At 67.3% G+C, this 11,337-nt stretch carries 10 protein-coding genes; 2 read left to right on the forward strand and 8 right to left on the reverse strand.

The genetic code is table 11. The features are described 5' to 3' along the window. Positions 1-65: 65 nt before the first annotated feature. The gene (gene clpB / locus GQ56_RS0135690; RefSeq protein ID WP_031403198.1) at positions 66-2,663 is read right to left on the reverse strand and encodes an ATP-dependent chaperone ClpB; all 2,598 of its coding nucleotides are present in this window, start codon (positions 2,661-2,663) and stop codon (positions 66-68) included. A 157-nt stretch (positions 2,664-2,820) separates the two neighbouring features. After that, a complete protein-coding gene (locus GQ56_RS0135695; protein WP_031403199.1) occupies positions 2,821-3,339 on the reverse strand; it encodes an Rrf2 family transcriptional regulator in 519 nt (172 codons plus the stop codon). Between the two features lie 244 nt (positions 3,340-3,583). On the opposite strand from GQ56_RS0135695, the gene GQ56_RS0135700 reads away from it, so the two are divergent. Continuing rightward, a complete protein-coding gene (locus GQ56_RS0135700; RefSeq protein ID WP_031403200.1) occupies positions 3,584-4,144 on the forward strand; it encodes a group III truncated hemoglobin in 561 nt (186 codons plus the stop codon). A 76-nt stretch (positions 4,145-4,220) separates the two neighbouring features. Here the strand turns inward: GQ56_RS0135700 and GQ56_RS0135705 are convergent, their stop codons facing one another. The 6 genes from GQ56_RS0135705 to GQ56_RS0135730 form a co-directional block, all read right to left on the reverse strand. After that, entirely contained in the window at positions 4,221-4,697 is a 477-nt protein-coding gene (locus tag GQ56_RS0135705) for a molybdenum cofactor biosynthesis protein MoaE (protein WP_031403201.1), read from the reverse strand. Between the two features lie 8 nt (positions 4,698-4,705). Then, positions 4,706-4,963 (reverse strand): molybdopterin converting factor subunit 1, encoded by a 258-nt coding sequence (gene moaD / locus GQ56_RS0135710; RefSeq protein ID WP_031403202.1) that lies wholly within the window; start codon positions 4,961-4,963, stop codon positions 4,706-4,708. A gap of 19 nt (positions 4,964-4,982) precedes the next feature. Continuing rightward, positions 4,983-6,230 carry a molybdopterin molybdotransferase MoeA gene (locus GQ56_RS0135715; RefSeq protein WP_031403203.1) on the reverse strand — a complete coding sequence of 416 codons (1,248 nt, stop codon included), beginning with the start codon at positions 6,228-6,230 and terminating at the stop codon, positions 4,983-4,985. 269 nt (positions 6,231-6,499) lie between these two features. Then, on the reverse strand, positions 6,500-7,951 hold the full coding sequence (gene thrC, locus GQ56_RS0135720) for a threonine synthase (protein ID WP_031403204.1): 1,452 nt from the start codon (positions 7,949-7,951) through the stop codon (positions 6,500-6,502). Between the two features lie 12 nt (positions 7,952-7,963). Beyond that, positions 7,964-9,292 carry a homoserine dehydrogenase gene (locus tag GQ56_RS0135725; RefSeq protein WP_031403205.1) on the reverse strand — a complete coding sequence of 443 codons (1,329 nt, stop codon included), beginning with the start codon at positions 9,290-9,292 and terminating at the stop codon, positions 7,964-7,966. 52 nt (positions 9,293-9,344) lie between these two features. Next, positions 9,345-10,583, reverse strand: a complete 1,239-nt coding sequence (locus GQ56_RS0135730) for a pyridoxal phosphate-dependent aminotransferase (RefSeq protein ID WP_031403206.1) — start codon at positions 10,581-10,583, stop codon at positions 9,345-9,347. Between the two features lie 315 nt (positions 10,584-10,898). Between GQ56_RS0135730 and GQ56_RS0135735 the strand changes: the two genes are divergently transcribed. Beyond that, the gene (locus GQ56_RS0135735) at positions 10,899-11,273 is read left to right on the forward strand and encodes an Mth938-like domain-containing protein (RefSeq protein WP_031403207.1); all 375 of its coding nucleotides are present in this window, start codon (positions 10,899-10,901) and stop codon (positions 11,271-11,273) included. Positions 11,274-11,337 lie beyond the last annotated feature (64 nt).

An 11,337-nucleotide genomic window follows, 5' to 3' on the forward strand; every position in this document is an offset into this window, starting at 1 on the left:
CGCCTGCGGCGGGGTGTTTGTTTTTGCGCGCCCGGCCGAACCGGGCGGCGGCCGATGGCTCGCGGTCAGTGCACGACGCGGTCGAACACGAACTTGCCGTCGTGGACGTCGACCGGAATCACGTCCTTCGGACCGAAGCGGCCCGCGAGAATGAGCTTCGCGACCGGGTTCTCGATCTCCTGCTGGATCGCACGCTTCAGCGGCCGCGCACCGAACAGCGGATCGTAGCCGACCTTGCCGATCTGCTCGAGCGCCGCCTCCGACACGTCGAGCGCCATGTCGAGCTTCGCGAGCCGATCGTGCAGGCGCGCCAGCTGGATCTTCGCGATCGACTCGATGTTGCTGCGGTCGAGCGCATGGAACACGACGACGTCGTCGATCCGGTTCAGGAACTCGGGGCGGAAATGCTGCTTCACCTCGAGCCACACGGCGTCCTTGATCTCTTCCTGCGGCGCACCCGTCATCGCCTGGATCACCTGCGAGCCGAGGTTCGACGTCATCACGATGACCGTGTTCTTGAAGTCGACCGTCCGCCCCTGGCCATCCGTCATGCGGCCGTCGTCGAGCACCTGCAGCAGCACGTTGAACACGTCCGGGTGGGCCTTCTCGATCTCGTCGAGCAGGATCACGCTGTACGGCTTGCGGCGCACGGCTTCCGTCAGGTAGCCGCCTTCCTCGTAGCCGACATAGCCCGGCGGCGCGCCGATCAGCCGCGCGACGCTGTGCTTCTCCATGAACTCGCTCATGTCGATGCGGATCAGGTGTTCTTCCGAATCGAACAGGAACGACGCCAGCGCCTTGCACAGCTCGGTCTTGCCGACCCCCGTCGGGCCGAGGAACAGGAACGAGCCGTACGGTCGGTTCGGATCGGCCAGACCCGCGCGCGAACGGCGGATCGCATCGGCCACCGCACCGATCGCCTCATGCTGGCCGACCACGCGCTCGTGCAGCTTTTCCTCGATGTGCAGCAGCTTCTCGCGTTCGCCCTGCATCATGCGCGACACGGGAATCCCCGTCGAGCGCGACACGACTTCCGCGATTTCCTCTGCACCGACCTGCGTGCGCAGCAGTCGCGGACGCGTCGGGTTGTGCTGCTCCTGCTCTTCGGCCTGCGTGACCTGCTTCAGCTGGGCCTCGAGCTGCGGCAGCCTGCCGTACTGCAGCTCGGCGACCCGCTCCAGCTTGCCGTCACGCTGCAGCCGCGCGATGTCCGCACGCACCTTCTCGATTTCTTCCTTGAGCTGGGCACTGCCCTGCACCGCGGCTTTCTCGGCGGTCCAGATCTCCTCGAGGTCCGCATATTCGCGGCCCAGGCGCTCGATCTCTTCCTCGATCAGCTGCAGGCGCTTCTGCGACGCTTCGTCCTGCTCCTTCTTCACGGCTTCGCGCTCGATCTTCAACTGGATCAGCCGACGGTCGAGCTTGTCCATCTCTTCGGGCTTCGAATCGATTTCCATCTTGATCTTCGAAGCGGCTTCGTCGATCAGGTCGATCGCCTTGTCGGGCAGGAAACGGTCGGTGATATAGCGGTGCGAAAGCTCCGCCGCGGCAACGATCGCCGGATCGGTGATGTCGACGCCGTGGTGCAGCTCGTACTTCTCCTGCAGCCCGCGCAGGATCGCGATCGTCGCCTCGACGCTCGGTTCGTCGACGAGCACCTTCTGGAAACGGCGTTCGAGCGCGGCATCCTTCTCGATGTACTTGCGGTATTCGTCGAGCGTGGTCGCGCCGATGCAGTGCAGCTCGCCGCGCGACAGCGCCGGCTTCAGCATGTTGCCCGCATCCATTGCGCCCTCGGCCTTGCCGGCGCCGACCATCGTATGGATTTCGTCGATGAAGACGATCGTCTGGCCTTCGTCCTTCGCGATGTCGTTGAGCACCGCCTTCAGGCGCTCCTCGAATTCGCCGCGATACTTCGCGCCCGCCAGCAGCGCGGCCATGTCGAGCGACAGCACGCGCTTGCCCTTCAGCGTCTCCGGCACTTCGCCGTTGACGATCCGCTGCGCGAGCCCTTCGACGATCGCCGTCTTGCCGACGCCCGGCTCGCCGATCAGCACCGGGTTGTTCTTCGTGCGGCGCTGGAGAATCTGGATCGAGCGGCGAATTTCGTCGTCGCGGCCGATCACCGGATCGAGCTTGCCCGCACGGGCGCGCTCGGTCAGGTCGACCGTGTATTTCTTCAATGCCTCGCGCTGGCTTTCCGCATCCTGGCTGTGCACCTGCGAGCCGCCGCGCACCGCGGCGATCGCGGCTTCGAGCGCCTTGCGCGTCATGCCGTGCTGGCGCGCGAGCTTGCCCGCGTCGCCCTTGTCGTCCGACGCGGCAAGCAGGAACATCTCGCTCGCGATGAACGTATCGTTGAGCTTCTGCGCTTCCTTGTCGGCCTGGTTCAGCAGCCCGGCCAGTTCACGGCCGATCTGGATGTCGCCGCCCGTGCCCGTCACTTGCGGCAGGCGCGAGATGGCTTCGTTCAGCGCGCCTTGCAGCGCCTGCACGTGAACGCCCGCACGCGACATCAGCGAGCGCGCGGAGCCGTCCTGCTGCGCGACCAGCGCGGCCAGTACGTGAACGGGTTCGATGTATTGATTGTCGCGGCCTGCCGCAAGGCTTTGCGCATCCGCGAGTGCTTCCTGGAACTTGGTGGTGAGCTTGTCGATTCTCATTTAGTCGAGACCTCCAATTTTCGATTAACACCAAGATGAGGATGGTTATGCGGCTTTCAAGCGAAATTCGGGTTGATTCAGCGCAAAAATTGCCGGATCGCCGAGATGCGGCCCGGAGGCGGGCCAAAGCAGGACCGGGGCGCGCGGCGCGCGCGGGTCAGCGGCCAGTCGACGGCGGCTCGACGGGCGCCGTCGCGTCGTCCTGCGACGATGCGGCGCGCGCAAGCGCAACCGGTCGGATGCCGAGCAACGTCATGAGCGGCGCGGCAGGTTCGACCAGCTCGCAGAGCCGGTGACGGTCGAGTTCGGCAAAGAACGCATCGCGCGCGGCCGCCAGCACGCCCTTCAGGCGGCACTGCGGCTCGATCACGCAGCCGCGTGCCTCGCCGTCGTCGGACGGGAAGCAGCCGACCAGTGCGAAGTCGCTCTCGGTCGCGCGCACGACCTGGCCGACCGTCAGCTGCAGCGATTCCGGGAAAATCCGCAGCCCGCCATTGCGGCCGCGCACCGTGTCGACCCATCCCAGCTCGCCGAGCTGCTGCACGACCTTCATCAGATGATTCTTCGAGATGCCGTAGGCGTCCGAGATCTCCTGGATCGTCGCGAGCCCCTCGCCGCGCACGGCAAGGTACAGCATCACGCGCAGCGAGTAGTCGGTATAGTCGGTGAGTCTCATGGGCGAATACGGAAAAGATCGATCGCACCCCGATTACGTGAGCCGGGCCGATCGGGAGGCGCGGGAAGCCGGCCGGCGGCCCCGTTCCACGGCTCCCGGTTGCCGGGATGGCGCGTGCGCAATAAGATGCATTTAATCTGCACGTTTTGCAGGGGACGCTGGACGCTATTTTGCGTCAAAATCCGGCCGGCGTCCTGCTCGATGCCCGCGCCGCCTCCGCCCCTGTTTCCCGGCCCTTTTTGCCATGACCGTCATGTCCGCCTCGCCCGATACCGCACCGGCCCGCCCTCGCGACGCCGAGCCGACCGAAGAAAACATTCGCGACCTCGTCTACGCGTTCTACGACCGCGTGCGCGCCGACCCGCTGCTCGGGCCCGTGTTCGACGCGAAGCTGGCCGGCCGCTGGGACGACCACCTGCCGAAGATGGTCACGTTCTGGTCGAGTCTCGTGCTCGGCACCAAGGGCTACCGCGGCAACGTGCAGCAGGCGCACCAGCCGCTCGACGGGATCGAGCCGGCCCATTTCAGCCGCTGGCTGTCGCTGTTCCTGAAGACCGTCGAGACGCGCTACGCGCCGCCCGCGGCGATCCGTTTCATGGAACCCGCACTGCGGATCGCGCAGAGCCTGCAATTGAGCCGGTTCGGCTGGGACTACCGGATTCCGCCCGAACAGCAGGCGCTGCTCGACGCCATCGCGCCGCGCCGCCGCGACGCGGGCGACGATCCGCACGCGCTGCCGTCGCGCGCCCGCGGCGAACCCTTTCCGGCGAAGATCATCGGGCGCGGCACCGACCCTGACGCTTGACGCAGCCGCTGACACGTCACGCGCGGCGGTCGCGCCGATGCGGCGCATCGCCGCACCGCGATGACGCACGCCGCGCTCAGCGCCGCGTGTTGCCCGATTCGACGCCCCAGCGCGCGAGCGCGGCATCGTCGGTGCTGCGCGCATCGACCCAGCGCTCGCCGTCCGGCGTCGTTTCCTTCTTCCAGAACGGCGCTTCGGTCTTCAGGTAGTCCATCACGAACTCGCACGACGCGAACGCATCGCCGCGATGGGCGGCAACCGTCGCCACCATCACGATCTGGTCGAGCGGCAGCAGCCTGCCGACGCGATGCACGATCGCGACGTCGATGCCGGGCCAGCGCCGGCCGGCCTCCGTGGCGATCTTCTCGAGCGCCTTCTCGGTCATCCCCGGGTAGTGCTCGAGCTCCATCGCGGCGACCGAATCGCCTTCGTTCAAGTCGCGCACCGTGCCGACGAAGCACGCGACCGCGCCGATCTTCGGATTGCGCGCCCGCAGTGCCGTCACTTCGGCGTTCAGGTCGAAATCGTCGGCCTGGATTCGTACCGTTGCCATCGCGCGCCTCAGCCGCCCGTCACCGGCGGAAAGAACGCGACCTCGCAGCCTTCGGTGAGCCGCGTGTCGGGATCGGTCATCTCGTGGTTGCAGGCCATGCGCAGCGCGCGCCCTTCGGCCAGCGTCTCGGCCCACGCACCGCCGCGCACGCGCAACCACGCGCGCACGTCGCCGACGGTCGTAACGCCGTCCGGCACGTCGGCCTGCTCGTCGGCGACGCCCAGCGCCTCGCGGACGCTCGCAAAGAATTTCAGCTGAATCTTCATGGTTCGGGAAGCCGTCGCGTTACGACAGCAGTTCGGAAAACGGGATGAAACGCACGGTCTCGCCGGCGCTGATCGCATGCTGCGGCGGATTGTCGATCAGACCGTCGCCCCAGACCGTCGACGTCAGCACCGCCGAACTCTGGTTCGGAAACAGCTCGAGGCCGCCGGCCGCATTGACGCGTGCGCGCAGGAATTCGTTGCGCCGGTCGCCCTTGCCTTGCGAAAAATCGGCACGCAGCGACAGCGCGCGCGGCGCGACGTCGCGCACGCCGGACAGGCGCAACAGGAACGGCCGCACGAACAGCAGGAACGTGACGAAGCTCGACACGGGATTGCCGGGCAACCCGATGAAGTGGGCATCGGGCCGGTCGTCGCCGCGGCGCACCGCGCCGTAGGCGAGCGGCTTGCCGGGCTTCATCGCGATCTGCCACAGCGCCAGCCGCCCTTCGGCCTCGACGGCCGGCTTCACGTGATCCTCGTCGCCGACCGATACGCCGCCGCTCGTCAGGATCAGGTCGTGATCGCGCGCGGCCGCGCGCAGCGTGTCGCGCGTCGCGGCGAGCGAGTCGGGCACGATCCCGTAGTCGGTCACGTGGCAGCCGAGCCGCTCCAGCAGCCCGCGCAGCGTGAAACGATTCGAGTTGTAGATCGCGCCGGGCTTCAGCGGCTCGCCCGGCATCGTCAGTTCGTCGCCGGTGAAGAATACCGCGACGCGAATCCGCCGCGCGACCGACAACTGCGCGCAACCGACCGACGCGGCCAGGCCGAGCGCCTGCGGCGTGAGCCGCGTGCCGGCCGGCAGGATCACCGCCCCCTGCCGGATGTCCGCGCCCTGCGCGGTGATCCACTCGCCCGCCTTCGGCGTGTGCAGGATCTCGACCGCGTCGCCGTCGGCCGCGGTCTGCTCCTGCATCACGACGGCATCGGCTCCCGGCGGCACCGTCGCACCGGTGAAGATCCGGGCGGCCGTGCCGGCCGCGAGCGGCCCGGCCGGATGGCCGGCCGGAATGCGCTGCGACACCGGCAGGCGACGCTCGCCGTGCAGCAGGTCGGCGACGCGCACCGCATAGCCGTCCATCGCGCTCGTGTGCATCGGCGGCACGTCGAGCGGCGAACTCACGTCGGCCGCGAGCACGCGGCCCAGCGCATCGAGCGTGGCGACGGTTTCGGCGCCGGGCAGCGGCTTCGCGGCGTCGAGCAGCGCGGCGAGCGCTTCGGCGGTCGACAGCATCGGCGCGCGCGGCGCCGCGGGATTCGGGTTCGACATCGATGGAATCGGGGAGCGTGGGAATCAATACGTCATTGTAGCGACGCCGTCGCGCGGGCGCGCGATATGGCGGACATGCGAGAACTGTGATTGGCGCGAACGCGCCGGTCTGGCACCTGTTTCACGCGACGCGCGGCGGACCGGCCGCCGCCGGCGCTCCGCGCCACGGAGCCACCGCGCCACCAAACGAAACGGCCGGCATCCCGATCCGTTCGACGCATCGGGATGCCGGCCGTCCTGCGCGGCCGGGCCTGCGGCCCGGCCGTGCGTCACGCGCCCGTGTGCGCGGCGATGAAGTCCTTCACCTGCTGCGCGTCGGCCTTCACGACCTCGAAGCGCTGCGGCAGCGCCTCGAGCCCGTCGAATGCGGCCGGACGCTCGGCTTCGCGATCGAGCGCTTCGCGGATCGTCTCGCCGAACTTGATCGGCTGCGCCGTCTCGAGCACGACCATCGGCACGCCCGCGTCGAGATGCTCGCGCGCGACCTTCACGCCGTCGGCCGTGTGCGTATCGATCATCGTGTCGTAACGCGAGAACACGTCGCGGATCGTTGCGATGCGGTCGGCATGGCTGCTGCGGCCCGACACGAAGCCGAACTCCGCAACGCGCGCGAAATCGCCGCTTGCCGCGAGATCGAAACCGCCCTTCTCCTCTACGTCGCGGAACAGCTGCATCACGCGTGCCGGATCGCGGCCGAGCAGGTCGAACACGAAGCGCTCGAAGTTCGACGCCTTCGAGATGTCCATGCTCGGGCTGCTCGTGTGATAGGTGTTCTCGGCGCTGCGCACGCGGTACGCGCCGGTGCGGAAGAACTCGTCGAGCACGTCGTTCTCGTTGGTCGCGACCACCAGCTTCGCGATCGGCAGCCCCATCATCCGCGCGATATGGCCCGCGCAGACGTTGCCGAAGTTGCCCGACGGCACCGTGAACGACACGCGCTCGTCGTTCGACCCGGTGGCCGCGAAGTAGCCCTTGAAGTAATAGACGACCTGCGCGACCACGCGCGCCCAGTTGATCGAGTTGACCGTGCCGATCTTCTGCTGCGCCTTGAACGCGTGATCGTTCGACACCGCCTTCACGATGTCCTGGCAATCGTCGAACACGCCTTCGACCGCGAGGTTGAAGATGTTCGGATCCTGCAGGCTGAACATCTGGGCCGTCTGGAACGCGCTCATCTTCCGGTGCGGCGACAGCATGAACACGCGCACGCCGGCCTTGCCGCGCATCGCATATTCGGCCGCGCTGCCGGTGTCGCCCGAGGTCGCGCCGAGGATGTTCAGCGCTTCGCCGTGCTTGGCCAGCGTGTACTCGAACAGGTTGCCGAGCAACTGCATCGCCATGTCCTTGAACGCCAGCGTCGGGCCGTTCGACAGTTCGAGCAGCGACAGCGCCGCGCCGTGCTCGGTGCCGAGCGTCTTCAGCGGCGTGATGTCGGCCGCGTTCTCGCCGTGGCGCGTGTTGCGGTAGACGTCGGCCGTGTACGTGCGGCGCGTGATCGCGCGCAGGTCGTCGGCCGGAACGTCGTCGCAGAACTTCGACAGGATCTCGAACGCGAGATCCGCGTACGGCAGCGTGCGCCAGCGCGCGAGTTCGTCGGCCGAGACCTTCGGATACTCGGCCGGCAGGTAGAGCCCGCCGTCCTTCGCGAGACCGCCGAGCAGGATGTCGGAAAACGTGTGGCGCTCGCCGATGCCGGCGCCGCGCGTGGAAATGTAGTTCATGTCGCCCTCAGCTCAGTTCAGCGCTTCCATGCGCAGCTTCGTCACCTTCGACACGACCGTCTCCAGCTTCTCGATTTGCGCGATCGCCGCATTGACGTTCTTCTCGAGCGTGACGTGCGTGATCAGGATGATGTCGGTTTCGCCGTTCGCGGCGTCGACCTCCTCCGATTCCTTCTGCAGCAGCGCGTCGATCGAGATGCCCGATGCGGCGAGGATGCGCGTGATGTCGGCCAGCACGCCGGTCTGGTCGGCGACGCGCAGGCGCAGGTAATAGCCGCTCGTCACTTCGTCGATCGGCAGGATCGGCGTGTTCGACAGGCTGTCGGGCTGGAATGCGAGATGCGGCACGCGATGCTCGGGGTCGGCGGTGTGCAGGCGCGTGACGTCGACGAGATCCGCGACGACGGCCGACGCGGTCGGCTCAGCGCCGGCGCCCTTGCCGTAGTACAGCGTCGTGCCGACCGCGTCGCCATGCACGACGACCGCGTTCATCGCGCCCTCGACGTTCGCGAGCAGGCGCTTCTCGGGGATCAGCGTCGGGTGCACGCGCAGCTCGATGCCGTTTGCGGCGCGGCGCGTGATGCCGAGCAGCTTGATCCGGTAGCCGAGTTCTTCCGCGTAGCGGATGTCGGTCGCGTCGAGCTTGCTGATGCCCTCGACGTACGCGCGTTCGAACTGCACCGGCACGCCGAACGCGATCGCGCTCATGATCGTCGCCTTGTGCGCGGCGTCGACGCCTTCGATGTCGAAAGTCGGATCGGCTTCCGCGTAGCCGAGCGCCTGGGCGGCCTTCAGGGCGGTCGCGAAGTCGAGCCCGCGGTCGCGCATTTCCGACAGGATGTAGTTGGTCGTGCCGTTGATGATGCCCGCGATGTACTGGATGCGGTTCGCGGTGAGCCCTTCGCGCAGCGCCTTGATGATCGGGATGCCGCCGGCGACGGCGGCCTCGAACGCGACCATCACGCCCTTCGCGCGCGCGGCCTCGAAGATCTCGGTGCCGTGCACCGCGAGCAGCGCCTTGTTGGCCGTCACGACGTGCTTGCCGTTCGCGATCGCGCGCAGCACGAGCTCGCGCGCGATGCCCGTGCCGCCGATCATCTCGGCGACGATCGCGATCGACGGATCGTCGACGACCGCGTTGAAATCGTCGGTGATCTGCGCGGCGCCGGCGTCGCCGCCGAGCGCGGCCAGCGCCTTCGCCGGATTGCGCACGGCAATGCGCGTCACCTCGATGCCGCGCCCCGCGCGTCGCTTGATTTCTTCCTGGTTGCGGCCCAGCACCGTGAAGGTGCCGCTGCCCACCGTGCCGAAGCCCAACAGGCCAACTTTGATCGGTTCCATGCTGCGTGTGATCGATGAGTGAGAAGTCATGAGTTTCGTGTGGTCCCGCCGCTCAGGCCGAATGGCGCTTGCGGTAGCCGTCGAGGAAGCGTGCGATCCGGTTGATCGAATCGGCCAGGTCGTCGAGGTTCGGCAGGAAGACCACGCGGAAATGGTCCGGCGTCGCCCAGTTGAACCCCGTGCCCTGCACGAGCAGCACGCGCTCCTCGAGCAACAGGTCGAGAATGAACTGCTGGTCGTTCTGGATCGGGTAAAGCTTCGGGTCGAGGCGCGGGAACATGTACAGCGCGGCCTGCGGCTTCACGCAGGTCACGCCCGGGATCGACGTGAGCATGTCGTACGCGAGCTCGCGCTGCTTGTACAGGCGCCCGCTCGGCACGATCAGCTCGTTGATGCTCTGGTAGCCGCCGAGCGCCGTCTGGATCGCGAACTGGCCGGGCACGTTCGCGCACAGGCGCATCGACGACAGGATGCCGAGCCCCTCGAGGTAATCCTTCGCGCGCCGCCGGTTGTCGCCGCCGAGGCCCGAGACGGCCATCCAGCCCGCGCGGTAGCCGCACGAGCGATAGCTTTTCGACAGGCTGTTGAACGTGACGGTGATCACGTCCTCCGACAGCGAACCGAGCGCCGTATGCTCGAGACCGTCGTAGACGATCTTGTCGTAGACCTCGTCGGCGAACACGATCAGCCCGTGCTGGCGCGCGATCTCGAGCAGCTCGAGCAGCAATTCGTCCGAATAAAGCGCGCCGGTCGGATTGTTCGGGTTGATCACGACGAGCGCCTTCGTGTTCGGCGTGATCTTGCGGCGGATGTCGTCGAGATCGGGCATCCACGCGTTCTGCTCGTCGCACACGTAGTGCACGGGCGTGCCGCCCGACAGGCTCACCGCGGCCGTCCACAACGGGTAGTCGGGCGCGGGCAGCAGGACTTCGTCCCCGTCGTTCAGCAGCGCCTGGGTCGCCATCACGATCAGCTCGGACGCGCCGTTGCCGATGTAGATGTCGTCGAGGCCGACGCCCACGACGCCCTTTTCCTGCGTGTAGTGCATCACGGCCTTGCGGGCCGAGAACACGCCCTTCGAATCCGAATAGCCCGACGACGACGGCAGGTTGCGGATCATGTCCTGGATGATCTCGTCCGGCGCCTCGAAACCGAACGGCGCGAGGTTGCCGATGTTCAGCTTGATGATGCGGTGGCCTTCATCCTCGAGGCGCTTCGCGTGCTCGAGCACCGGGCCACGGATGTCGTAGCAGACGTTGAGCAGCTTGTTCGATTTCTGAATCGGTTTCACGACGACACGGTTCCTGGGTTGGCCTCGCGGCCGGGGGACGGGATCAAAACTGGAAAGCGGCCGGTCTGTGCGCGCTGTCTAGACTGGGAAAAAAGCGGGCGGTCGGACGCAGCTTGTGGCGACGCACGACGCAAGTGGCGCCCGGGAGCGACCAAAAAGTTATAATTTAGCGGATTTTGGCTGACTTTCGCAATGCACCATAGCCGCGCCGGGCCCGCGCCGTCAGGCGTCCCGCGCGCCCGGGCATGCGAATCCGGCCATCCGGGCCCCTGCGGCCCTGCGACCCATTCCCCTTCGGAACCGCGGAATACCGACTTGAAACTGCACCAGGACGCGAGCGGCGCGCTCAACACCGTCACCGGCTACGGCCCCGATTATGTCGACGTCAATCTCCAACGCCACGAAACGAGCGTCATCGTGCTGCCCGGCGCGCCGGTCCAGGCATGGCCGGTGTCGTCGTTCGACGCGCTCGCGCCCGAGCATTTCGCGATGCTGCTCGACCCGACGCCGGAACTCGTGATCTTCGGCAGCGGCGCGCGGCTGCGCTTCCCGCACCCGCGGCTCGTCGCCGCGCTCACCGCGAAGCGGATCGGCGTCGAGACGATGGATTTCCAGGCCGCGTGCCGCACCTACAACATCCTGATGGCCGAGGGCCGCAAAGTCGCCGCCGCGCTGCTGATTGAACGTTAATCCCCGATGCGGTAAAACTCGGGCCGAGCGGGTCGATCCCCCCGCCCGGCCCGGCCACGCCGCC

Source organism: Burkholderia paludis, from assembly GCF_000732615.1.
In the GTDB taxonomy this organism is placed as follows: Bacteria; Pseudomonadota; Gammaproteobacteria; order Burkholderiales; family Burkholderiaceae; genus Burkholderia; species Burkholderia paludis.

What these genes read in the sequence shown, in the direction of transcription:
- GQ56_RS0135725 (WP_031403205.1), bottom strand. Translation starts at nt 9,292, where the DNA reads ATGGAACCGATCAAAGTTGGCCTGTTGGGCTTCGGCACGGTGGGCAGC.
- GQ56_RS0135695 (WP_031403199.1), bottom strand. Translation starts at nt 3,339, where the DNA reads ATGAGACTCACCGACTATACCGACTACTCGCTGCGCGTGATGCTGTAC.
- GQ56_RS0135705 (WP_031403201.1), bottom strand. Translation starts at nt 4,697, where the DNA reads ATGGCAACGGTACGAATCCAGGCCGACGATTTCGACCTGAACGCCGAA.
- GQ56_RS0135700 (WP_031403200.1), top strand. Translation starts at nt 3,584, where the DNA reads ATGACCGTCATGTCCGCCTCGCCCGATACCGCACCGGCCCGCCCTCGC.
- moaD (WP_031403202.1), bottom strand. Translation starts at nt 4,963, where the DNA reads ATGAAGATTCAGCTGAAATTCTTTGCGAGCGTCCGCGAGGCGCTGGGC.
- clpB (WP_031403198.1), bottom strand. Translation starts at nt 2,663, where the DNA reads ATGAGAATCGACAAGCTCACCACCAAGTTCCAGGAAGCACTCGCGGAT.
- thrC (WP_031403204.1), bottom strand. Translation starts at nt 7,951, where the DNA reads ATGAACTACATTTCCACGCGCGGCGCCGGCATCGGCGAGCGCCACACG.
- GQ56_RS0135715 (WP_031403203.1), bottom strand. Translation starts at nt 6,230, where the DNA reads ATGTCGAACCCGAATCCCGCGGCGCCGCGCGCGCCGATGCTGTCGACC.